Annotated in this window: 19 protein-coding genes and 3 pseudogenes; 5 read left to right on the forward strand and 17 right to left on the reverse strand. The window is 68.6% G+C overall.

The features are described 5' to 3' along the window. Nucleotides 1–86 (forward strand): annotated as a pseudogene (locus ACFXC1_RS48315) (IS5/IS1182 family transposase); the annotation flags it as partial. Nucleotides 87–92: 6 nt separating this feature from the next. On the opposite strand, the gene ACFXC1_RS48320 reads toward ACFXC1_RS48315, so the two are convergent. Then, the gene (locus tag ACFXC1_RS48320; protein ID WP_381256016.1) at nt 93–1,178 is read right to left on the reverse strand and encodes an RHS repeat-associated core domain-containing protein; all 1,086 of its coding nucleotides are present in this window, start codon (nt 1,176–1,178) and stop codon (nt 93–95) included. A 38-nt stretch (nt 1,179–1,216) separates the two neighbouring features. Continuing rightward, a complete protein-coding gene (locus ACFXC1_RS48325; RefSeq protein WP_381256221.1) occupies nt 1,217–1,444 on the reverse strand; it encodes a hypothetical protein in 228 nt (75 codons plus the stop codon). A 368-nt stretch (nt 1,445–1,812) separates the two neighbouring features. Here ACFXC1_RS48325 and ACFXC1_RS48330 point away from each other — a divergent pair, with 368 nt between their 5' ends. After that, a complete protein-coding gene (locus ACFXC1_RS48330; protein ID WP_381256019.1) occupies nt 1,813–2,385 on the forward strand; it encodes a hypothetical protein in 573 nt (190 codons plus the stop codon). A gap of 134 nt (nt 2,386–2,519) precedes the next feature. Here ACFXC1_RS48330 and ACFXC1_RS48335 read toward each other — a convergent pair whose 3' ends face one another. The 5 genes and pseudogenes from ACFXC1_RS48335 to ACFXC1_RS48355 form a co-directional block, all read right to left on the reverse strand. Next, nucleotides 2,520–3,050, reverse strand: coding sequence for a hypothetical protein (locus ACFXC1_RS48335; protein WP_381256224.1), 531 nt, complete (start codon nt 3,048–3,050; stop codon nt 2,520–2,522). Between the two features lie 55 nt (nt 3,051–3,105). Further along, nucleotides 3,106–3,237 carry a hypothetical protein gene (locus tag ACFXC1_RS48340; protein ID WP_381256021.1) on the reverse strand — a complete coding sequence of 44 codons (132 nt, stop codon included), beginning with the start codon at nt 3,235–3,237 and terminating at the stop codon, nt 3,106–3,108. A gap of 14 nt (nt 3,238–3,251) precedes the next feature. Further along, nucleotides 3,252–3,648 (reverse strand): annotated as a pseudogene (locus ACFXC1_RS48345) (transposase family protein); the annotation flags it as partial. Between the two features lie 268 nt (nt 3,649–3,916). Next, nucleotides 3,917–4,792 (reverse strand): hypothetical protein, encoded by an 876-nt coding sequence (locus tag ACFXC1_RS48350; RefSeq protein WP_381256024.1) that lies wholly within the window; start codon nt 4,790–4,792, stop codon nt 3,917–3,919. Nucleotides 4,793–5,163: 371 nt separating this feature from the next. Next, nucleotides 5,164–8,937 carry an nSTAND1 domain-containing NTPase gene (locus tag ACFXC1_RS48355; RefSeq protein WP_381256027.1) on the reverse strand — a complete coding sequence of 1,258 codons (3,774 nt, stop codon included), beginning with the start codon at nt 8,935–8,937 and terminating at the stop codon, nt 5,164–5,166. Nucleotides 8,938–9,090: 153 nt separating this feature from the next. On the opposite strand from ACFXC1_RS48355, the pseudogene ACFXC1_RS48360 reads away from it, so the two are divergent. Beyond that, a pseudogene (locus tag ACFXC1_RS48360) lies at nt 9,091–9,261 on the forward strand (IS3 family transposase); the annotation flags it as partial. A gap of 179 nt (nt 9,262–9,440) precedes the next feature. Next, the gene (locus ACFXC1_RS48365) at nt 9,441–9,683 is read left to right on the forward strand and encodes a hypothetical protein (protein ID WP_381256030.1); all 243 of its coding nucleotides are present in this window, start codon (nt 9,441–9,443) and stop codon (nt 9,681–9,683) included. A gap of 461 nt (nt 9,684–10,144) precedes the next feature. Here the strand turns inward: ACFXC1_RS48365 and ACFXC1_RS48370 are convergent, their stop codons facing one another. After that, nucleotides 10,145–11,731: a site-specific integrase gene (locus ACFXC1_RS48370; RefSeq protein ID WP_381256033.1), complete on the reverse strand. Its 1,587-nt coding sequence runs from the start codon at nt 11,729–11,731 to the stop codon at nt 10,145–10,147. 161 nt (nt 11,732–11,892) lie between these two features. On the opposite strand from ACFXC1_RS48370, the gene ACFXC1_RS48375 reads away from it, so the two are divergent. Further along, nucleotides 11,893–12,144, forward strand: coding sequence for a DNA-binding protein (locus ACFXC1_RS48375; RefSeq protein WP_381256036.1), 252 nt, complete (start codon nt 11,893–11,895; stop codon nt 12,142–12,144). 182 nt (nt 12,145–12,326) lie between these two features. On the opposite strand, the gene ACFXC1_RS48380 is transcribed toward ACFXC1_RS48375, so the two are convergent. From ACFXC1_RS48380 to ACFXC1_RS48420, 9 genes are all read right to left on the reverse strand, one after another. After that, a complete protein-coding gene (locus ACFXC1_RS48380) occupies nt 12,327–13,535 on the reverse strand; it encodes a hypothetical protein (protein ID WP_381256038.1) in 1,209 nt (402 codons plus the stop codon). Between the two features lie 4 nt (nt 13,536–13,539). Beyond that, entirely contained in the window at nt 13,540–15,594 is a 2,055-nt protein-coding gene (gene fxlM / locus ACFXC1_RS48385) for a methyltransferase, FxLD system (RefSeq protein ID WP_381256040.1), read from the reverse strand. Nucleotides 15,595–15,641: 47 nt separating this feature from the next. After that, nucleotides 15,642–16,715, reverse strand: coding sequence for a lanthionine synthetase C family protein (locus ACFXC1_RS48390; protein ID WP_381256043.1), 1,074 nt, complete (start codon nt 16,713–16,715; stop codon nt 15,642–15,644). Continuing rightward, a complete protein-coding gene (locus ACFXC1_RS48395) occupies nt 16,712–18,703 on the reverse strand; it encodes a lantibiotic dehydratase family protein (protein ID WP_381256046.1) in 1,992 nt (663 codons plus the stop codon). Before ACFXC1_RS48395 ends, ACFXC1_RS48390 begins: the two co-directional genes overlap by 4 nt. 119 nt (nt 18,704–18,822) lie before the next feature. Beyond that, entirely contained in the window at nt 18,823–19,035 is a 213-nt protein-coding gene (locus ACFXC1_RS48400) for an FxLD family lanthipeptide (RefSeq protein WP_381256048.1), read from the reverse strand. Between the two features lie 53 nt (nt 19,036–19,088). Then, a complete protein-coding gene (locus tag ACFXC1_RS48405) occupies nt 19,089–19,289 on the reverse strand; it encodes a hypothetical protein (RefSeq protein ID WP_381256051.1) in 201 nt (66 codons plus the stop codon). Nucleotides 19,290–19,374: 85 nt separating this feature from the next. Next, nucleotides 19,375–20,736, reverse strand: coding sequence for a glutamine synthetase family protein (locus ACFXC1_RS48410; protein WP_381256054.1), 1,362 nt, complete (start codon nt 20,734–20,736; stop codon nt 19,375–19,377). 3 nt (nt 20,737–20,739) lie between these two features. Then, nucleotides 20,740–22,245 (reverse strand): amino acid permease, encoded by a 1,506-nt coding sequence (locus tag ACFXC1_RS48415; RefSeq protein ID WP_381256056.1) that lies wholly within the window; start codon nt 22,243–22,245, stop codon nt 20,740–20,742. Between the two features lie 67 nt (nt 22,246–22,312). Next, nucleotides 22,313–23,344: a hypothetical protein gene (locus ACFXC1_RS48420; RefSeq protein ID WP_381256059.1), complete on the reverse strand. Its 1,032-nt coding sequence runs from the start codon at nt 23,342–23,344 to the stop codon at nt 22,313–22,315. Nucleotides 23,345–23,447: the final 103 nt, after the last annotated feature.

A 23,447-nucleotide genomic window follows, 5' to 3' on the forward strand; every position in this document is an offset into this window, starting at 1 on the left:
GGCGAATCTTCCGCAAGGCCCGGTGCAGCCCGAACCGAATGTCGTCAATCGCAGCCGCCATCCTCACCCTGGAGCGGCAACGCTGAAAACGCTCACTTGTCGAGATTCGTGTGGCCATTGTTACGGACAACCACACCGCTGTCATCGTTCCCGCCTCCTCCGCTCGCCCCGCTGCCTCCCGAGCCGCCTCCCCCTCCGCTCTTGTTGATGGTGTCGATGGTGTCCCTGGTGCAGCTGTAATTGGAGGGGCCGCAGCTTTCGAGGCCGGTGGGGTCGCTCCGCGTGACGGGGTTGTTGTTCGCGTAGGCGTACCCGTTCATCTGGAGCGGGTCGGCGATGTCGAAGACCGGGTCGGCGGAGACGAAACGGCCGGTGTTCTGGTCGTATTCACGGGCGCCGAGGTGAGTGAGGCCGGTGTTGGTGTCGTCGATACCGACGCCGAGGTAGGTGTGCTGGTTGGGCCAGCTGCTCGGCTTGGCGCCGCGGGTCTCGCCGTAGGGCTTGAAGGCTCGGCGGGTGACAGTCTGGTCCTTGCCGAGGTCTACCGCGATGCTCGCGGTGCCGAGTTGGTCGGTGACCAGACAGCTCAGTTTGTGACCAGTGGTCGAGCCGTTGGTCGTGCGGACGACGGTCGGGGCTCCGGCCTGACTGTAGGTGCGAACGGCGTTGAGGGGAGTGCCGGAGCCGTCGGCCATGACCTCGGTCTCGCCGAGGTAGAGCGTGGTGCCCGCGGAGGAGTGTTGGAGGATGCGGTTGCCGTCGGCGTCGTCGACGTACTGGGTGGTGGTGCCCTCGGCGGTCGCGGTGTCCAGTTTTTCCTCGGCCGTCCAGGTCAGGGACTGGTTCTGGGTGGTACCGGGACGGGTGGTGGTGTTGCCGGCAGCATCGAAGACGTAGGACTGCGTGCCGGTGGCGGTTCCGCCCTTCGCACTGGTGACGCTCGTGAGGGTGTGCGGCTGAGTAAGTGTCGACTGGGTGGTGCCGTTGCCTGTGACGAGCTTTCCGTAGCCGTACGTGCGTGTGACGTCCTGGCTGGTGTCAATGCCGCTTGCAGTGGCGTGCTGGGTCTGGGTGGCCCGGCTGCCGATGGCGTCGAAGGTGTACGAGTCCCAGTAGCTGGTGCCGGTGCCCGTGGCCACGGTGGTGGCGTCCGGTGCGGCGTTGGCAAGTGAGAGCACTGGGACGAACTCATCGACGCCCGCGAGCGCGCAGACCGTCAGGGAGCCGGTTCGCCTGTCAACAACGTGCTGGCCCGCAACATCCAGTCGACGGCGCCCACCACCAACTCGGCCTCATCCACGCCGAGGCCGAGCGCCGCAACATCACCGTCGACGTCCTGTTCGACATCGCCGGCGCCCGCTGGGGCCTCGAAGGAGCCGAAGCCGTCCTCCGCCTCAGCGCCCTCACCGCCGACAACGACCTCGGCCCCTACTGGACCTTCCACACCCAGTCGAACACCAGCGGCTCTACCTCAGCCCCGACCAGGCCGGAAACACACTGACCGCCTGGATCCGCGACCTTCACTTCAAAAGAGCCGCACCCTTCTGGGTTCCTGTGCGGAACCCACCGAATTGTTTACTCCTTTGAACCGCATGGGAAGACAACTTTTTCTGTCCCAGACTGTGGGTGGCCGCGGTCCGAACCGGCACCGGCTGGGTCGCCATCCTGCACAGCACCGCGCAGCGGGTCACCTTTGCGCTGCTTTCCCGCTCGGCAACCCCATCGACAGTACGAAGCGGCCCACCCGGGCGCGCATTCATGCGCCCGTGACGCCCCTCTTACGAAATGGACCAAAGGAGAGTTCAAGTTCCCATGACACACGAATCGATGAAGGAGCAGCGGGACTGGAGAGGGCGGCGCGCTGTGATCGCCGGACTCGCGTCCGCAGTGTTGGCCATGGTCATGACCGTGGCCCTTGCCGGTCCCTCCGTCGCCCAGACGCCCCCGCCGCCTCCGCCGGCTCCCGTCTCCGGCAGCCAGGCGCACCCGCAGCAGCCCCCGGGCTTCATGGACCCGGGCATCAGGCTGTGGGAGCAGATCGGCTGGCCGAACGCCGGCGATCCCCAGGGCAACCGTGAGTGGTGGCTCGCCGGCTCGATCGTGACCCCCCAGAGGCGTCACGTAAATGAGTACCTCTTCACCGGCGGTCAGTACCAGGACCGGAACGGTTGGCTGCGCAGCTTCATGGACGCCGGGCACGCCGGACCGTCGAGCGTGCACCGCGGAGGCTTCTTCCAGGAGTACAACACCACCGTGTACCACGTGCACGCGAACGCCAACCTCCCCAGGCGTGACGGCAACCGGATCGTCCGCAATGTCCGCACCGGTGACGTGTGGTGGACCGACGACCACTACGCCTCCTTCCACTACATGGGCCGGCACTGATGAACGAACGGGACTGACGGCCTGGCCAGTGGTCCCGGACAACTGAACGCAGGGAGGGCCGGACGTCTTCGGCCCTCCTTTGCCTTGCACCGGGAGGCCGGCCGTCCGCTGTCCGGCGGCACCCTGCGCCGCATTCAGGCCACCCTGCGCGCCGCCCTCAACGCCGTCGGCGGGCGGTGATCTCCGAGGGATCGTCCGGGGCGGGCCACCGAGACCCACAGCAGGCGGCACCGGTCGTCGGTGAGCGCGACCACCAGCAGGCCGTGGCGCTTGTGCTTGCCGGAGTGGATCTTCCGGTTCGCCGTGCCGGTGCGCCGCCGGGTCCGTATCGGGCTGCCGTCGAGCAGGACCGCCCCGCCAACCGTCCGGGCTTGAGGGCGTCGTCCAGGCGTGGGGCGCGGGCGGCGAGCAGGCCGATGGTTTCCCGCACCCATCGTGTTTCCGCCGGCGAGGTCGCCGGGCCGCTGGTCACAGCGCAGCACGGCCGGCACGATGCCGGCGATCTTCCCCGCGGGCAGGGCCCGCCACCGCGAACCGATCTTCTTGCAGTGGCCGCGTATCAAGGTGGCGAGGTAGTTCAGGGTGGCGCTCGACAGCGGCAGGCGGGCGGTGCGGACAAGGCCGTCAGGCCCTCGACGGGGCTGGTGCTGTTCTTCACAAGACACGTCAACAGCCGTCGGGGGTCCGCCGGTCAGGCCCCGTCGCCCCGTCCCGGTATGGCTACCGGCGTGCGGTGAACCGTCCGTCGGGCCGTTTGTGCAGCCAGCCACGATCGGCGGGCTTGGTCGTCTTCGCCCGCAGCGGTTCCAGCTTCCCGCGCACCGCCGTCTCAAGTCCCAGTTCCTTGCCCACCGTCCCCCGTCCCTCGCGAGTTTGTCGGTTCGTGTGGCCAGGCCGCGCCACTGCTTGAGGCGGTCGATACACCGCTCGACGGCGTTCCGCTGCTTGTATGCCTCGCTGTTGAAGCCGGGCGGACGGCCACCGAAGCGACCTCGCCGCAGGCGGTGGCCGACCTGGTCGGACGGCTGCGGGACATCACCCTTCGAAGGCGGGTGCATCACCTGCCTGGCCTGCGGTGACGGTGAAGGCGAGGGGCCGTGCGCGACCGTCTGCGGCCAGGTGGATCTTGGTGCTCAGCCCGCGGCGCGAGCGTCAGAGCGCGTGATCAACGGGCTCGCAGGAGTGGGCCCCCCTTTCGAGTGCTCCGGCAGCGTGCTGGTGAGCTCGGACGACCGTGGAGTCCACCGATACCCTCCAGTCGATGTCGATGTCGATGTCGTCGTCGGCGTCCGCCGCTGCCGCCGCCCTTCGGCATGCCGGCGAGTGACGTGAGTGACGAGTCATGGGGGAGGACGTGACGTGGTCCGTGGGCGTCAGGATCGGGGCGTCGTCGATGTTCGGGTCGTTGACACCGTCGTACATGAGCCGGTCGTCTTCTTCGTCATGGATCACCACCAGGGCGGGGGCAGGGCGAAGTGCCCGCCGGTCCAAGGCCGGCGGGCACTTCGGATCTCAGGGGTGCCGCCTGGTGTCAGTGGCAGTCGCTCCACTTGTTGGCGCGCCCGTGGAGGATGAAGCGGAACGTCGGCTGGTTGCTGCTGTTGGTGACATTGGCCGTGCCGTCGTAGTAGTAGTCATGGTCTACGAGGGCCCTGTAACCGTAGCCGCCCCAGTTCTGGGAGGTGTGGTAGCCGTTACCGTCCTTGATGTTGTTCCATGTGTCGCTGTCCAGCCAGAAGTGCGGGTTGACCCGCACCACGCGCAGGATGGGTCTCGCGCCGAACCATTCCGTCCGGCCGGCCGGGACGCTCATGCCGACAGTGCGCGACCAGCCGACGGACTTGCCGTAGGACCACGAGTACTCGAACTCGGCGCCGAGGTTGGCATCGAACAGCTTGCCGATGGCGCGGCTGCCACTGACGGAGCCGTTCACCGTCTTGGTGGTGGTCGTCGTGGTGGTGTAGCTCTGGGTGACGTTGTAGTTGAGGGGGCCGCCGTTGTCGCAGTTGCTTGCCGTCTCGGACCAGGCTGATTCGTCCCCCTCTTTCGTCCAGGAGGACGACTGGGGGTAGTAGCAGTGGCCCTTGAGAATATGCCAGTTCGGGTTCAGGTAGTACTTGATCGATCGAGCCGAGCCGTTCTGGTCGTAGACCGGGGACCTGTTTTGGTAGCTCTTGTCGTGGAGCTCGTGCGTGACGGTGTTGTAGAACCAGACGCTCTGGCCGCTCCGGTTGGAGCCGTCCTGGCAGATGTTCGGGAGCAGGTTGTCCCAGTGGCCGTTGAGGTCTGTCTCGTTGCCGTTGCCCGTCGCGCTCGCGGTCGTGGCGGAGGCCAGGCTCAGACCGCTGAACGCCAGACCGCAGGCTGCGACGGTGAGCAGCCACTTCTTGAGAGGGGTGGGGACCATTTTTCGAGATTCCTTCGCTCGGTGAGACCAAACGCGGGGGAGATCGAGTACATGGTGATCAATGCGGGTGCGAGCGATCTTTCGCGGCCGCGAGTTGTCCGGCAACCCGGTTCAAGGGCGTAAACAAACAGGTCAGCGGCGCGTTCCCTGGAATCAGGCCGGTCGTGTCACGCGCGGGATCGCGAGGGCCGGAACGGCGCACGTGTGCCCGGCCCGCCCGGCGACACGGTTGCTCGGCGGGCGGAGGTCACTCCACCGTCAGGGAACGCCAACCGTCAGGGAACGTGGTGCGGCTCGTCATCGACACCCGTTGGAGCCGGTACCGGCCCGGCAGCGGACCGCCTCGCGGGCGCGGTGCGGTGCAGCGGTGGTCAGTGTGGGCGGCGTGTGTCGCAGACGGGGTGGTAGGGCGCGTCGGGGATGTACAGGTGCCATTGGGCCGCGGTGAGGGTGGTGCCGGTGCGTGTGCAGACCTGGGTGATGGCGTGGGAGGGGGTGATGGGGTACTGCTGGAGCGGGGTGTGGTCGCTGGTGGCGTAGAGGGTGGCGCTGTCGGAGCTGAAGGCGAGGGAGCGAATGGGCTCGCCGGGGGTGGTGAGGTTGCCGCCGAGGGGTTGTTGGGTGGCGGTGTCCCAGAGCTGGAGAGTGCCGGAGTCGCCGGCGACGGCGAGGGTGCTGCCATCGGGACTGAACGCGAGGGCGTTGACGGCTTCGGGGGTGTCACCGAGCGCCGCTGGGAAGAGGTTCGGCAGGACGCCCGTACGGTGGCGGAGGGTTCCGTCCCACAGGGCTACGCGGCCGGTCCTGTCACCCGCTGCCATGCGGGAGCCGTCGGGGCTGAAGGCCAGGGCGTTGATCTGGTCGCCCTGGCTGAGGGTGCGCCGGGTGACCGGGCCGGACGGCAGCGCGGTGAAGTCCACGTCTCCGGCGAGCAACCGGCCGTCGGGGCGGATGGCCAGGTGGATACTGTCGAGGTCGTTGAGCATGGCCGCTCTGCTGCGGCGTGCGGTGTTCCATACCTCGCCGCTCCGATGACCGATGTCGCGCGTCCTGGAGGCCACCAGTGTCCGGCCGCCGGGACCGAGTACGACCGCGAGGACCGCTGCGGTGGATGACTGGTGCGCCAGGTCCAGCGTGGTCCGTTCGCGGTTGCGGGTCAGGTCCCAGATGACAAACCGCTGGGGGGAGGCTTCGCGGCCCGGGGCGGAGACGCTGTAGGTGAAGGCCGTGCTGTCGGGGCTGAAGGCCATCAGCGACATGGTGTCCTGTGTGTCCAGCTCCACTGTCGGCTCGGCGGGATCGAGGGAGGCGGGCAACGGGGGTGAGGGCAGCGTACGAATCAGGTGCCCGTCACGGGTGTCGCGCAACTGGAAACGGTAGCCGCTCCCGGACCGCTCGGCGGTGGCGAGCGTGCCGCCGTCCGGGCTGAGCAGCGCGTTGTCCAGGGGGTGGCTGCTCCACGGGGCGGTGAGGGCCGCCCCCAGGTCGAGGGAGTGGACGGTGCTGCCTTCGAGGTAGCGCAGGATCGGCCGACCGGGATCCCAGGCGAGACCGCCGTAGAGGAGCTGGCCGTTCAGAGGATGGCGGAACACCGGGGCGTAAGGGGCCGACAGCCGCCATACCGTGATCTCGTCGTGTCCTGAGACCGCCAGGAATGCCCCGTCGTGGCTGAAGGCGATGTACTGGACGTCCGGTTCGGCGATATCGGCGAATTGCCGTCCGGAAGCGGTGTCCCAGACGCGCACGCCGACGCTGGAGACGGCGGCGAGCCGGTCACCGCCGTCATCGAACGCGAGCCACGAGTTGTCGTCGTCACAGTGGTTCGCTCCGGGACTCCGCCAGCCGCCGGAGAGGCTTTGGTGGCGGACGATGTCCCGGACCGTCATCGGACCGGTGTGGGGGCAGACGGCCACCAGCCGGTCGTCCGCACTCAGGGCCACGTTCGTCGGGTCGTCCGCCGCCGTCCGGAACAGCACCCGGCCGTCCGCGACGGAGCGCAGCTGCACCTGATCGCTGTCGAGGTTGCTCACCAGGTAGCTGCGGTTGCTGGAACCGAAGCTGGGAATTTCGGACGACGGCAGGCGCTGCCCGGTACCGCCGGTCCACTTCCCGGCCGACGCGTCCCACAGGCCCGTGCCGCTGTCCGCAGCGACGGCCAGCACCCGGCCATCCGGACTGGCCCCCGTCACCTGGCCGTCCGGCAGTAGCCCCGAGGCGATACGGCGGTGCGTGGCCACGTCCCAGGTCTGCCACTTCCGGCCGTCGGAGCTGAGCAGCGTACGGCCGGAATCGACGAGCAGGCGCAAGGCGTCGCTGCCGGGCCCGGAGTCGGTGAAGGCGTCCAGTTCGGTTTGGGCGGTGGCGCCGAGCAGAGCCGAACGGGTTTCGGGGAGAGGGGCGATCCGCCAGGCGGCGACGCTGAGCAGCATGGCGGTCCTGGGGTCGGTCGTCCGCATCGCGTCGGCGACCGCGGCGACCCGGCGGGCGGCCGTGTTGGTGGCTTCCTGCCGGCTGGTCCGGTGCTGCTGCCAGGCGACCATGCCGGCGACCAGCGCCACAGCCAGGGTGGCGGAGAGCGCGGCGACGAGGCGACGTGCCCTGCGGGTGGTCCGGGTGGCGGCCCGGCGTTCCGCTTCACGGGCATCGAGCGCGGCGGTGAGGAACGCCCGCTCGGAGGAGGTCAGCTCGTCGCGCTGCCCGGGACGCCCGAAGAAATCCTCAGCGCGTGCCAGGTGGGTGCCCCGGTACAGGGTTCCGGGGTCGCGGCCGAGTTCCTGCCAGGTGCGGGCGGCCTCGGTGAGGCGCCGGTGGTGGCGCAGCCGCTCGCGGTCCTCCTCGATCCAGCCGCGCAGCCGCGGCCAGCTATTGATCAGGGCCTCATGGGCGAGTTCCACGCCGTGCGCATCCGCGGTCACCAGCCGGGCGCCGGCCAGTTCCTCGACGACCCCGGACACCTCGGGATCCGCCCACTCCTCCAGTTCGGCACGCTTGACCGGGCGCCGGGTGTCCGCGGCGCCCTGTCCGGGTTCGATGAGCCGAAGCAGCAGCTGCCTGGCCGTCCTGGCCTGGGCGGGCGACAGCTGTCCGTAGACCTGTTCGGCGGTGGCGGCAATCGCGCCGTGCACACCGCCGGCCGCTTCGTAGGCGGCCATCGTCAAGGTCCGGCCCCGGCGGCGCCGCCAGGTCTCCAGCAGGGCGTGCGAGAGCATCGGCAGCGCGCCGGGCTGATCGACGACCTCTTCGACGAGCCTGGCGGTCAGCGCCCGCTCCACCAGCAGCCCGGCGGCCGCGGCCGGCTTGACGACCGCCTCCCGCAGCTCCGCCGATGTCATCGGCCCCACCAGCAGCTGGGCATCCCGCAGCGCGTCCACGAGACCCCGGTGTTCGGCGCACCGCCCGTAAAAGTCCGCCCGCACCGCGACGACCACCCGCAACCGGCTGCCCGGCTCCCGGGCGGCCAGGAGCAGATCGAGAAACCGGGCCCGCTCGGCCCGGTCCCGGCACAGCGTGTATATCTCCTCGAACTGGTCGACGACCACCCAGCTGTCCGGCTCGCCCTCCTGCGGGGCCAGCAGCCGGCCATAGGTCGCCGCCGGAGTGGCCCCCGGGGTGAGCACCCGGAGTACGGCCGCGCCGCCCAGTTCCCGCACGGTCCGCTGAAGCAGCGGTATCAGACCGGCCCGCAACAGCGAGGACTTCCCGCTGCCGGACGCACCGAACACCACCGCGAACCGGTGCTCGTGCACCAGATCCGACAACTGCGCCACAAGCCGGTCGCGGCCGAAGAACAGCCCGTGATCACCGGGCTCGAACCGCATCAGCCCCCGGTAAGGTGCCTGCTGCTCCTTCTCCTCCGCGCGCGCCGCCGCTTCCTCGTCCGCTGCTTCCTCGGCCGCCGTCTTCCACCGCAGCTCCCACTCGACCGGGTCCGCCCCGCACGCCTGCGCGTACGCCAGCACCACCGCCAGCGACGGCAGCCGCTCACCCGACGCCGCCTGCGCCAGCACGCTCACCGAAAAGCCCGCCCGCCCGGCCATCACCCGGTACGTCGGCTTCCCGGCCGCCTCGCGCAGCACCCGCAACTCATTGGCGAAACGCTGCACAGCACCGGCCCGAGGATCCACCGGCCGCTCAGGACGTCCCATAACCGCTCCGTTCACCCGCCTCACAGGACGGAGGCAAGCTAACCTTTGGTCGTTACGGGACAATGACGCCCTTCGGTCCCAAAACGCTCATCACTCTCGGCACCGACCGCCACCTACTCGGTGGGCCGGGCGAACGCCTCCGTGCCGGTCTTCAAGAACGTCCTCGACCGCCGGAGCTGGGCCACCCGCGAGGAACTGCGGATCCCGATCGTGTCCTGGATCGAGCAGACCGATCACCGGCGCCGCCGACAAGCCGCACTCGGCCGGCTGACCCCCGTCGAATTCGAGACCGTCATGACCACACCGGCCCTCCAGGCCGCGTGACCGAACCTCACCTGAACCTGCAGCAGGCCCCTCATCCCCGAAGGTGGCTTGACCCCTCGCCGGAGCCGAGTCCGAACGATCCGGGACCGCGCCCCAGCGTTCCCGGGCCTGCGACGCCCCCCTCTCTCACGGTCGGGAAGGTGCGGCTCGCGGACACAGAGAAGCGATGGTGTGAGGACGTGACCGTGGAGTTCCGCAACACCGGTGGTTCGCCCGTGACGGCCGGCGTGGTCACCTTCGGGACGCACATCATCGATCTGCTCGGCAGCGACTGGAAGACGATCACGCAGACCCGCGAGCTGTCCACGCCGATCCCGGCCGGAGGGAATGTCGACCGCATGTGGACGCTGTGTGTGGACTCGTGGCGGGTGCCATCGGGCTGGCACGTCGATACCCGCGACGTCGCCGCCGCGCTCAACTAGCTCGGCGCTCTGAGACGTCAACGCTCTGGCCGTCGGTAGTCAACGGGCCGTCAACTAGACCGTCCGGGTGGGGGATTTCACTTCGGGCGAGCAAGGGGCGAGCTAACGATCTTGAGGGCAATGAAAAGGCCCCTGCCGAGGCGGGGGCCTTCGTGTTAGCACAGGTGGGAACGGTTCTGCCCGCGTAGTCAGTGGTGGGGCGGGTGGGACTCGAACCCACGGCCGACGGATTATGAGTCAGCCTCCGCCGGGTTGCGTTCTTTGCTGAGGATTGCCGATCCTTGTCGGCCAGTGCCGGACTATGCAGGTCACAGCCTTGCCCGGCAGCCTACTCCCGCCGGACGGTTATCGGATTTTGCCAGGCCTCGCCGACGCCTTACAGGACTTCCGGCCGAGCAATGGCCGAGCAGAAGGGCCCCGCCACCTGCGGTGACGAGCCCCGAGCTGCATCCCCCTGAACGCTACTCCCCCGCCGGAACCGCGTCACCGCGCCGAGCCCTCGGCACCAGAGAGGCCGCCTTCTCCGCGATCTCCTGGTCCACTTCCTTGAGCAGCGACGTGTACGTGTCCGACGCGAGCTGAATCCCCGAGTGCCGCAACGTCTCCTTGATGGCGTGCAGGTCACCGCCGCCCGCGTGAATGAGCGTCGCCGCGCAGTGCCGCAAGTCGCGGAGGTTGATCGGGGGCAGGTCCGCACGCTGACAGATGCGACGGAACTCGTCCGACACTTTCTCGGGATGGAGCCACGTGCCGTCAGGCTCGACGAACACCTTCCCCGAGTCCGTCCAGTCCTGCGTGTCCTTCCCCTCGGCCCGCTCCTTGGCAGCCTTCGTGTTCCACGCATCGCCCTCCGCGAGCTGCCGCACGCGGTGCTCACGCAGAACGGCGACGTTCACGGAGTCCAGCGCAATCGTGGCCGCCGAGCCGTCGGTCTTCGGGTCGTCCTCGAACACCTCCCAGTTGTCGACGATGATCTCCTTGGCGATCGTGATCGCCTTCCGGCCGAGGTCGACATTCACCCAGTCCTGCCCGACGCCCTCACCGCGACGCAGCCCGCGGAAGGCGATCAGGTGGAAGAACGCATACAGGCGCGAGGTCTCGGCCTCGTCCAGGAACGCGCCGATCTGCGTCGGCGTCCACACCATGACGGCGCTCGGCTTCTCGCCGGTCTTGCGCCAGTGCTCGACATGCTGCTCTGTCCACAGCACAGCCTTCGGCCGCTTGCCCGAGTCGAGCTCTACCCACTGGGCCGGATTGAACGTGATGAGCTGCCGCCGGATCGCCCCGTTCAGCGCGGCCCGTAACGTCGCCCGGATGCGCTGCTTCGTGGCCACCCCCGTGATGAGCCCGTAAGGCGGCATCGCCGCCAGCTTCTCGCGCTCGGCCGCCAGACGCTCGGAGACCTCCCGTGACGGCCGGCCGCCCTTGGTCCCCGGCCTCCACCTGCACCGCGCCTCTTGCTCCTTGCGCGCCGCGTTCTGGGCGACGATGACCTCGTTCTGCTCGTCGATCGCGTCGAAGAACTCCTGCACGTGGGCGACGCTCAGCCGGTCCAGGCGATAGCGCCCGAGCCCTGGCTTGAGGTGCACGCGGATGTGAGACCGGTAGCCATTGGTCGTCCGCCGCTTCGTCTTCTTCGACTCGATCCAGGTGTCGAGCCACTGCTCCACAGTCATGGCGTTGTCGAGTGGCACGCCGCCGCCCAGGCGCCGTTGTACCTCGGCGAGCTCGGGGATGGGCTTGCGTTCCGCCATGACGGTCATGAGGAGGTCCCCAATCCGGCGGGCAGCATCCTCGTCGTCGTCGGCCAGGTCGAGGAGGGCGCGGATGCGGTCGAGCGCTGCTTCCGCCTCCTTCACTCCACCGAAGCCCGAGCGCCGGAACCGACGGCGCGCCGACTTCTCACCGGGCGGCAGTTCTTGATGGATCTCGTAGTTCCCGTGGTTGCGCTTCGAGAGCTGCGGGCACTTCGTCCCGAGCCGTTTACCGTCCGTGCCGCGGCATTCGCAGCGTTTCGCTATGCCGCCTGCACGCCTCGTTGCGGGCATGCGCGTCCTCCGCAATCAGTGCGCACTACGCACGCACTTCGTTGATGATTCCCTATAGGAAGCTACGTCACCTGTCATTTCTTATCAACCTGTGCCACACTGTGCGCAGTAGCGCGCAGCAATGCGCAGTAGACGCAGCCATGTACGGGAGTAACGCGACCATGACCCACGAGGCGAGCACGGAGCCCCAGGGACTCACCGTCGGCGGCCTGCTCAACCTGCCGCCGGTGACCGACATAGTGACGGCCGGCAAAGCGTTCGGGATGGGCAGCACGAAGGCCTACGCTCTCGCCAAGGCCGGCCAGTTCCCGTGCAAGGTCGTCAGGGTCGGCGGCTCCTACCGCGTCGTCACCGCCGACATGCTCCGCGTCCTCTGCGTCCCGGAGAGCACCGAGGACGCCACGGCGGCCTGACCGCCGCCCCGTAGACCACTCTCCCCCCCATCAGGGGCCCGGCCTCCCCCTCCCCCTCCAGAGGCCGGGCCCCTGCCATTTCCGCGCGCTTGGCTGGCGTTGGGTCCTTTGCTGCCAGCCGTACTCGACGAGAGGCCCCGTGCTGTTGAGGTAGCCGAGCAGCCCTTCCTCCGGGTACTCGATCACATCGTCCGGCGGCTCGTGCACGCTGCACCACGGGAGGACGAGGCACTTCCTGGGCTCCTTGTTGACGGAGTGACGGAAGGCGTTACACCGGCCGTCCCTTCTCGCCCGTTCAGGCGTTCGCGGAGTGCAGCTTCTGCCTTATCCACGGCTTCGGAGAGGGCGTCCAGGTGCGCTTGGGGCAGGTTCCCTGTTCCGAGCCCTGATGCAGTGAGTAGGACGTCGAGGCTGTACCTCTGGTCGGGGGTCAGGTGGGGGCGCGTCGCGTGGTGCTCCAGGACTTCGCGGGCAGCGTAGGCGTCGTGGCTGGCCACGACGGCGAGGGCGTCGCGTAGGCGTGCGGCGTGGGGACTGGTGTGGTCGGGGACCAGTTCAAGCGCGGTCAGTCCCACTCGGGCTTGGAACGCCGTGACCTCGGGGTCGGGCGAGGTGATCAGCGCGAGCGCCCCCTGTAGGGCTAGTTCCAGCTCCGCCTCTGGCATGGGGTCGGCCGCGGGCCGGCAGTAGATACGCAGGAAGGCCGCGACGGTGTTCTCCCACGGTTCCTTGGTCGCGGTGGAATCGATGGTGGCGCGGGCCTGCTCGTCGAGACCGCGTTCCATCAGTGACATGATCTGGATTTGGCGTCCGTCGAGGAGGCGGTTGCCGACGCCGCGGTGCGCGGTCATGGCTTCCGCGGCTTCCGTCCAGCGACTGATCCGTGCCAGGGCCCTGGCGCCGTCCACGAGCATGGTGACCCACAGCTCCTGGCAGATCTTCCGGTGGTCTGCTTCGTTGTCGATCAACTTCGACAGATCGACGGTGTGGCCGCGAATCTCGGCCGTGCTGCGCTTCTGTGCGGCTCGGTACAGCCGCGTGAGTACGTCGTAGGCGGCTTCGCCGTCGCCCTCGCGAGTCAGCAGCCGAGATATGTTGATCAAGGGCATGAGTGACATCACGGCGATGTCCCCCGAGAGGTTCCCAGCCTCGGCGAATACCCGGTGTTGCCGCCAGGACAGGTGGGCCGCGAGGTCGGGCATCCCGACGTCGGAGGCGATCAGCGCGGCGTAGTTGAGGACCCCGCAGGCGCGGGCCACCAGATCTCGGTGGCTCGCACCAGCGGGCTCGACAGCCAGCCGGGTAAGGAGGGCAATGCGTTCGTCCAGCGGTAACGCGGGCTTCTTGGCCCGGCGGACCAGCGGGATACGGCTGGCTATCGAGGGGATCATCCGCTCAGCCCTTGCGCGGCCAGTCGACGACGAGACGGCTGTACGTCTTGTCGATGACGAAGCGCGGTTCGGCAGCGGTCAGTTGAGCGCGAGCATCGCCGACGGCCATGCGAAAGACCGGCTCCGGCGCGTCATTGCCCCATCCGTCGTGCCACTCGCCGATCTCGGTGGCGACCTCGTCGGTGAGTTCGGTGGCGCGCGAGCCGTGGCCGATGACGCCGACCTGCCAGAACTTGCCCTGCTCGTCCTCGCCTTCGCGCACGGTCAGGTAGGCCAGGGTGTCGCCGTCGAGGGCGGCCATGGAGCCCCAGCCGAAGTGCGGGTTGAAGCCGGGCCGCGCGCCGGGCATGCGGGACAGGCCGTTGGGCAGCACCGACGCCAGGTAGAGGTACAGCCACTCCCATGGGTCGCCCTTGCGGAACTTCACGTCGGTGTAGACCGTGGTCTGAGGCTGATCCAGGACGGTGCGCATCGCTTCGCGGTCCACCTCTTGCTCGCTGAAGGTCTCCAGGCGGACGTTGCCCTGCCCCTCGTGGCGAACGAGGGTGTAGATGTCGTCGCAGACGCCCTTGCGCAGAGGCACGAAGGTCGCCATCTCGCAGGAGACCGTCTTCCAGATGTCACCGTCCCGCTCGAAGGCGAAGGACCGCGAGATGCTGCCCCGGATACGCATCGGGAGGACGAGTCGTCCGGCAGGGGCGAGTTGGTCGAGAATCTTCACCGGAACATCGCCGGCGCCGACCGTGAACTGAATGCGGTCGAATGGGGCGTGCTCGGGAAGGCCGGCTGCGCCGTCTCCTAGCAACGCGGTGACGTTCGTGGCCCCGGCCTGCGCGAGGTTCTTCTGGGCGCCGTCGATGAGGTCCTGGTCGACGTCCACGGTCCACACGTGCCCGCCGGGGGCCACGAGGTTTCCGAGCAGGGCCGCGTTGTAGCCGGTAGCTGCCCCGGCTTCCAGGACCTTGTGGCCGGGCTGGGCGCCCATCTGCTCCAGTTGGATGGCGACGATGTTGGGGGCCGAGATGCAGGAGATCATCTCGCCGGTCTCGTCGTGCTTGATGGGCACGGCGTCGTTGAGGTACGCGGTCTGGAGGTTGACGCCGGGCAGGAACTGGTGGCGCTCGGTGGCCCGGAAGGCGGCGATGACCTCGGGAGTGCGCAGGTGGCCGCTTTCGGTGAGGCGGTTCACGAGCGCTTCGCGCAGTTCGGCGGGGTCAGTGACGGAATTCAGGGTGGTCTCCATTGGTGTCAGGTTAGGTTCCTGGGAAATGGACTGGTGGGTAGGCACGTCGGCTGCACCCCTTTCGGGGAAGGCAACTTGACAACCGAGCCACGCGGTAGCGGCCTGTTCAACGGCAGGCACTCCAGCGCGGTTGAAGGCGAAGATCGCGTGGTGGGCGAGCACCGCGCGCAGGCCCCGCGTCAGCCGTCCGTCGGAGGCTAGGTGCCTCAGTCGGCGCCCGGCGTCCTCGAACGCGGCGACGCGCTCCACCCAGCCGAACTCGGCGTTCGTCCGCCGGGCCGCATCCGCGTTCATCAGACGCCGCATGGCCGTGACGGCTCGGTCGAGCGCAGCACCGGTAGGCGGGGTGACGGGTGGCCGCAGCGCGCCGACCTTCGCCCAGACGTCACCGGCCTCGAAGGGGTCCAGGCCAGCCGATCGGATCATGGTGGAGAGCAGCAGGACAGTGCGCTCTCTGGCACCCGGGCGGCCGGTCTCGACCAGAGCGGCACGGCTGTCCGCGCAGAACACGTCGTGTGCGACGTTCATCCCCTCGGGACCGCCGAACGCTTCGGGCTCCGGCTCGTATATGCCGACGCCCCAACCGCTGGCCAGCCCATCGGCGACGAGGTGGTCCAACAGGCTGGCCACGCGGTTCTCAGTGCGCAGCCGCAGTCCCCCCTCCTTGCGCAGGAAGTGGAACCGCTGTTCGCCCAGACCCGACGACAGCGCCTGAGCGGCCTGTGGGCTCATCCCGGCACCGCCAGGGAACGACAAGCGGGCGTGCCACCACTCCGTCTCGGTAGTGATCGGAAGGGCTTCGTCATCGACGTCCATGGTCGTGGGCGCTCCTATCGGTGAGGCGTGGTTCGGACAGCGGGCGGTCAGGTGATCAGCAGGGCGCTGGTCCAGGCCGTGGTATTCGTGCCGTCCAGTGCCAGTTGCGCACCAGCCTTGCCTTCCAGGAATCCGGGCTTGGGCAGCCGGCCCAGGTCAGCGGCCAGGCGCTTGGTGAGGTCTTCGATCACCGGTGCGAACCGGTGGGGCGTGGGGCTGTCGTCGGCGACGGCGCGGGCGACGGTCAGCAGGCCGGCCCAGCCGTGGCACAGCGAGGCGTCCGTGATCCGGCCGAGACTGATCGGGTCGGTGAGCGTTCGTACGACGATGTCCTCTGCCGCGAGCCGGCGGGCCGGGTCGCTCAGGGCGAGCGCGGCGAGCTGCTGGGTACGGGCGATGCCGACCTGGCCGTAGCACCAAGACGGGCGCGCGGGTTCTGGCGCGGGCGGCTCAGGGGCTGTCAGTTGGTCGCGGGTAGTCCAGTAACAGCAGCCGTATGTGTCCAGCCAGCGCGCGAACACCTCAATGGCGTCGATCTGGCCCGGCACCTGGACGCCGCGCCGAGCGGCGAGGGATACCGTCGCCAGCACACCCGCGACGCCATGTGCGACGCCGTTGTTGCCGTGTCCGCCGTCCATCTCCTCGTCGCCGGGACCAACCGCTGACCACCAGCCCGGTAGCTCCCGACCGTCTACGCGGACGGGCCGTGACAGGGAGACCAGATAGGCCAGAACCTCCTCCAGCAGCGGCGAGACCGGGCCGCGGGCCAGCAGCAGCGCGCCCAAGCCGGTTAAGCCCCGGATGAGATCGAATTCCGCAAGATGCGGCAGCGCCCCCGCAGCCTGCCGCTGACGTGCTACGGCCAGTCGAGCGACCACGACGCGGTCAACAGCGTCGCAGACGGCACGCTCAGAGCGGCCAGCGCGGCCCAGCACGAACTCCAGTGCCGGGGCACCGTGGAACAACGACGCGTTGCCTCCACCGCTGACGCCACCGGCCACCGCCTGGACCAGAACGTCCCGCGCTGCGACCAGGTCACCGCGCTCGATGGGCAGCAGAGCCATCCCGAGTGCGCCTTCGGAGAGATCCTGCGTCCTGGGCACGGTTGCCGGCGCGGTCATGAGCGCGCCCTCAGCGGGATGACGGCGTTGTGGGCACGGCCTCCGATCCATCCGTCGGCGTCCTCTGGAGGGGCATCGAACAGGGTTACAGCCCCGGTCCTGCTGGCGTCGAGGTGGGCACGCAACAGGTCCAGAGGCATGTCCTGACGCAGATCGAGCGGCAGATGCTGGTCGTCGTCGGACACCAGCACCAGGTCCGGCACGCGGAACCGGCGTCTCCAGGCGTGCAGTTGTTCGGCCCACTCGTCCAGTGACGCGGTGCGGCCGGGGAGATCCCGGGCACGCAGCCTCCAACGTGCAGCCGTCAGGATCGACCGCCGGTAGTGCAGCGCTGGCGTGAACGGCAGCGTCCAGGCGGCACCCCAGTCGAAAAATGTGACCTGTGGTGCTGTGGCCCGGCTGATCTCTGCCAGGAAGCGGGCCAGGGGCGGGGTGTGGTGATTCCATACGAAGTTGATCGCGGTCGGCGCGAGCAGTTCAAGGCGCCTGCGGGTGGCAGCCTCGGTGAGGTATAGACGGCCGTCGCGGAACCCTACGGCCACATCTGACGGGAACAGCACTCCCGTACCTCGATGCCGGAACTCGCCGACGCTGACGACCCGGGGCAGCGCCTGCGGGGCCCGAGTGAGCAGATCCGCACGGACACGGCTGGCGTGGAAGGACAACTGGACCAGCTCTGAGCCGGGGTCGATCGTGGGCAATTCGGCAGACATTGCGTCGGCCTGCGGGAACAGGTGCCAGAACCGGCCGGTAAACGACCCGGCCGCGCGGGAAGCGGTGGACACTCGAAGACGGAAGTCCCCGCGTTCCAGGGCCCGCATCGAGCTGGACTGGACCTGTGCGGACAGTTCGAGGTGGGGCGGAGTGACTACGGGCTTGCCCGCGGCCGCCTCCAACTCCTCGATCATTGCACCGGACAGCGCTACTTCTCGGCGGCCCTCGACCGCCGCGGCGCCGGCCAGCTCCAGCAGCAGCCGGTCTCGCCGAGTCATCGGCCGTGGAAGCTCGGACAGCTGGCCGAATCCCTCGGGAAAACCTAAGCCCTGCTCGGGATCCGTCACCAGTTCCAACCCCACCTCGACGCCCTCGCCGTAGCGGTCGGCGAACTGCTCGATGTAGCGGCGCCATGCCGGAGTCCCCGTCGGATACATGGAGAGCCGAGTCAGCGCCGTCGCAGCAGTCTCCGCCTCCGTGAGAACCGCCTTCGGCAACCGCAATGTGGCGTCCAGCCTCACGTCCGGCGCCGCCGCGTGGTTCTGGGCATCCTCACGCAGAGCGGGCGGCAGAGGGACGGCGGGATCGACGACCGTGGCGGGCGCACGCAGCGAGGAACGCAGCAGCCGCACCCGCAGGAGCTGTGCAAGCATGCCTACCCGCTGGTGCTCGGTCGTGTTCGGGAACTCGGCGGCGAGCTTGTCCACCAGCGACGAATACCGGATCGGCGAGCGAGCCGCGTCCAGCACCAATCCGACCGCAGGCGTCAGCGCGAGTGAGAATTCCGAAGCTCCCTCGGACGGTACATAGACGCGTCCGCCTCCCTGCCTGTGCAGATTGTTAACGCAGACCTCCATGTCTGACATCCGCGCACCGTCGGCTTCCCAGTCGCTGATCGCCCCGTCCAGGGCCACCGGGTCCGGCCGGCCCACCGCCTGGTGCCGGACCCCGACACGCACCTCAGCCGTCTCGCCGAACTCGAAAAGCGCGACACCGGCGAACAGTCCGAACGGTGCGGCGCGGCGCGTGTACCTGATCGCGTACCGGGCGGTGGCCAGTGCCGCCCGTCGCACCCGGCGGACCTTCGGTGACCGGCCATCGAGGATTGACTGGACCTGGTGGAAAAGGTCTGGGCTGGCGCTGGAGACGGCTTGGCGGAAGGTGTCATCGGCCCACACCTCGGCCAGCCACGCACGCCAGTGTTCGAGCGTCGCGGTGGGGCCCGGCCAGGGCGGCATATCCGGCCCGGTGCGGTTCACCGCGGCGCGCAGCATCCCTTCGCCGGCACCTTGGTACAGGCTGTGTCGGGAGCGCGTCATAACCCTCCGTTCTTGGCGGGAGGGTTCGGGCTGAGGGACAGATCCGCCCAGCCCGAACCGTCGGGCTGGACCGGTTACACCGTGGAGCCGGAGCAGGCACTCGGGCAGGAAGTCCCGCAGTTGTCACCGGTGCCGCACATCAGGATCGTCTCGGTCTCCGGCGTGCCCTCGATGATCGTGATGTCGAGCTGGAACGGATCATCGGCGACGACCTTCACGTCCAGGGGCGCGAAGTCGTCGTCCAGGTCCGCCGGCGGGGTGGGCGGGGCCACAGTGGTGCTCGTCATGATGGTGCCCTTCCTTCCATTGAGGTGGTGCGGGACGGCCTGACTCTCGGCGGCTACGCCGAGGGCCAGGAGAGTGAGATCCGGCTGTGCACCTTGTCGATGATCCGGTCGGCCGGGATCTGGTCATCGGGGGTGCCGGCTGGATAGACCCGGATGACCGGGCTGGGGCCGCCGCGCCGGTTGGCTTCCCAGTCGCGCAGCACGTCGGCGATCTTGTCGGCGAGCTGCTTCGCGTTGGGGCCCAGGGCGTGCACGCCGTACTCGACGTGCTTGTTGTCCTCGGTGCGGCGGGTGACGAGGTAGGCGAACGCCTTGTCGTGGTAGTTGGCGTGCGACCCGTCAGGCCAGGATGAAGCGGCGTCGTTCGACGTCGGTGACTTCTCGGCGCTGTTCGTCGATCTCGACCTGCGCGGCCCGCCCGTAGTGGGTGACCACCGGCGTGCTCAGCAGGTCGCGTGCCACGTTGCCGTACCGGAAGGCCTTCAGCGCCTCGGTGAGATCGCCGGGCAGCGGAACGAATGAGTCAGCGGCGTAGGCATCGCCGAGGCACGGGGGCGGTGGGGTCAGCTTCTCGTCCAGGCCGTGCGCGATGGCTGCGAGCGAGGCGGTGGCCACGAGGTACGGGTTGGCGTCCGCGCCGGCGATTCTGATCTCCAGTCGGCTGCTGGGCCCGTGTCCGGTGACGCGTATCGCGCATCCCCGGTTGTCCGGGCCCCAGTCCATGAACTGGGGGGTGAAGTTACGCGGTATTGCGTACCGCTTGTAGGCGTTCGTGTTGCATGCGACCAGCGGCATGAGGTGTGGCACAGCGCTGATGAGCCCGGCGATGCTGTGGCCCATGATGTCGGTGGGCAGGGCGCGCGGGGAGGGCAGGGCGAACACAGCCTGTTCGCCCTGCCAGAGAGAAAGGTTGAGGTGCAGACCGCTGGCGACCCCGGTGACGGGCGCCGCCATGAACACGGCGGTCAGACCGTGGCGCCTCGCCAAATGCTTCACCACGTGCTTGTAGACGGTGTAGTTGTCGCAGGCCTCCATCACCCCGCTCTTGGGGAAGGTGACCTCAAGCTGTCCGGGCGCACCCTCGGCCTTGACCGCCTCAACTTCCACTCCGGCGTCCGGCAGGGCCTCCTCCAGGTGGCCGAGGAAGTCGCCCAGGCGAGGCGGGAAGTCCAGGTCGTAGTCGCTGTTGCGGTTCACGAACGGCTGGTCGCCGTTGTAGAGCACGAACTCGCTCTCCCAGCCGACCTTCGCCTCGTAGCCCAGCTCTTGCAGGCGCTCCCGTTGCCGGCGCAGCATCTGGCGGGGTGCGACCTCGATGGGTGCCCCGTCGGTGTCCACGGCGTCGCAGTGGACCAGGGCCATGCCCGGCATGTGGGGCAGCACCCGCAAGGTGTCCCAGTCGGCGTTGACGCCCATGTCGTGGTATCCGTCGTCCCAGCTGGTCAGGTCGAACCCGTCCAGCGGTTCCATGCCCGCGTTGGTGGCCAGGAGGTACGAGCACGCCTCGCCCACGCGGATGCCGTCGCCCTCGTCGAGCCGCTCGAAGAGGGCGAGGCCTGCGGATCGCTTGCCCTTGAGGCGGCCGAGCATGTCCGGAACGACGGTCATCACGGTGCGGATGTAGCCCTGCTTCACGGCCTCACGGAGGTCGTCCTGGCTGATGTGTCCGCGCAGCGCGGCGGGGAGGATATCGGTTGCCATCGGTCAGATGCCTTCTTCGATCAGGGCTTCGCTGGGCTGGGCGATGTGGTCGGCGGTGAGCTGGTAGGCCCTCTTGCCGCGGGTCTGCCACGTGACCCAGGCGATCAGCAGGGCGATCGCGAGGGTGACGCCGGCGTAGTTGAAGCTGTCGGTGGTGATCGGGGACGTCTGGGGCAGGCAGAACACAGCGGTGATGACCACGACGTAGAGGCAAGCGATGACACCGATCGGCTTGCGCCAGGCCCCGAGGGTCCACGGCCCGGGGCGGTAGTCGCGACCCTTACGCAGAGCGAGGTAGACCGGGATCCCGTAGGCCGGGATCATGCCAACCGCGTTGATCGCGGTGATCGCCCCGTAGGCGGCGGGCGAGTACAGGGCGGGCAGGGCAAGCACGAAGGGCACGACAACACTGAGCCAGACGGCCCGCGTGGGAGTCTTCGTCCGCTCGTTGACCAGCTGCCAGCTCTGCCACTTCCACAGAGCCCGGCTGCGGGAGAACGCGTAGATCATGCGCGACGATGCGCCGACCTCGGCGTTGCCGCACAGCAGCATCGCCACGATCACCACCAGCATCAACGCCTTCGCGCCTGCCGCGCCGAGGACGTCGAGGTAGATCTGCGCGGGGGGAACGCCGGTCGCCGAGTTGAGCGTGCCCTCGTAGTTCTGGACGGCGAGCAGCATGCCGGCGAGGAGGACGAACCCGGCCACCCAGGACACCCAGATGGAGCGGACGATGCCACGGGGCGCGGAGACCTGGGCGTCGGTGGTCTCCTCGGCGATGTGGGCGGAGGCGTCGTACCCGCAGAACGTGTAACCGGCGACCAGGGAGCCGACCAGCACCACCTGGAGGGTGCTGCCGAGGCCGCTCTCGTTGTGGAAGCTGACCAGGAACGACGGGGACTGGTGCGAGGCGGAGGACAGAGTCAGGGCGCCGACGATGAGGGCGACGCCGCCGAGCTGCCACCACACGGAGATCGAGTTGAGCAGGTTGAGGACGCGGACGCCGGCCGAGTTCAGCAGGCCGTGCACGAGCAGGATGACCGCGAAGATCAGCATGGTGGAGCCGGCGGTGGGGGCCACGTTCCACTGCATCTGGATGAAGGCCCCGGTGAACTGGGCGGCGCCGTAGTCGATACCGGCGATGGCGCCGAGCAGCCCGAGCAGGTTGAGCCAGCCGGTCACCCAGCCCCAGCGGGGGCCGCCGAGCTTGCTGGCCATGAAGTACGGGCCGCCGGACGTCGGGTAGGCGGAGACCACATCGGCCAGTGACAGCCCGACGAGCAGGGTAAAGAATCCGATGGCTATCCAGGTGCCGAGCATGACCACGGGCCCGCCGTGGCTCATGCCGAACCCGAACATGCTCTGGCCGCCGGCGAGGATGCAGATCACCGTGACGCTGATTGCGAAGTTCTGGAACGCGGACGTGCGGCGGCTCAGCTCGGGCTTGATTCCGAGTTGGGCCAGGAAGACGTCGTCGGCGGACGTTGTGCCGGTTCTTCTGTGAGACACCAGAGATCGCTTTCGAATCGGGGAAGGGACAGGGGACAGATCGGAGGCGTTGAACGCCCAGGGGGGGTCAGCTGGTGGTGAGGGGCCAGCGGCGCAGGGTGGAGGCGCGGTTCATCAGGAACCAGTCCTCCCAGTTCCTGTTGCGGCCGAGGATCGCGTTGACGTCTTTCCAGGGCTGGGCGGTGACGTAGGGGCCCATCGCCCGCAGCACGTCGGCGGCCTTCTGGGTCTCGCCGTTGGCGGTCAGGGCATGGGCCAGGTGGCTGAGGTCCGACATCGACACCCACGGGTATTCGGCGGGCGGGAGCTGGGCGAACCACTTGCTGTACGCCTGGACGGCGTAGTGCCCGACAGACCCGGTCTGCCAGAACCGGAGCGTGCCCCTCTCGCGGCCTTCTCCGTGCTCGGTGCGGAACTTGTCCACGAGGGCGTACAGGGGCAGCAGCCACAGCTCCGGGCTGGGCGGCTCCGAGAGGACCATCCAGCAGGCGAAGTCCATCGCGGCCCCCGTGCCACGAACCCTCTGAAAATACTGGCGCATGGCGTGGTAGCCCTCGCGATTGCCGGGATGGCGGGCATCAACCTCACCCAGCAGAGGCCAGGGACCGAGGTGGGGCATCCCCTGATCACTACCGCCAGGCAGCTCGTCCCACGGCATCCGACGGCGCCGCGCATAGGGATCGAGCATGTGGGCCGGGTAGGGGAGCTGCGAGAGCAGGATCTTGTCGACCCACGGCACCGGACACTCCGGCAGCAGACCGGCTGCCCGCCACCCCGCCTGAGCCGCCATCCGCGCAGCCGCGCCCACCACGTCCTCGCTCATACCGCTGCGGTGAGCCTTGAGCGCGGCCCGGGTCAGCACCCGCGACCACATCATCGCCGCGTCCGGGCTGCTCGGCTCCTCGTCCACCCACAGCTTGAAGATGCCCGGATCACCGGCGCCGGCCGCCAACAGGTTGCTCCGGCTCGTCCGCAGCCCCCATTCACGGCCCGTCATCTCGAGCAGCTCACGGGCCGCGTGGTAGCGCCCCAGCCGCAGGTCCTGTAACGCACTCCGCAACGCGGTGTCCGCACCGACCGGGCTGACGATGAGGTTCATGTCATCGGGGGTGCCGTTAGGGGCAAAGCGCGCGTACGCGGCACCGGCTGCTAAGGAATCAGGCATGGGGGACGCCTTGAGGATGAGAAGTGGGTGTGGGGAC

The sequence above is a fragment of the Streptomyces hokutonensis genome, from assembly GCF_042751305.1.
Taxonomy (GTDB): domain Bacteria; phylum Actinomycetota; class Actinomycetes; order Streptomycetales; family Streptomycetaceae; genus Streptomyces; species Streptomyces hokutonensis_A.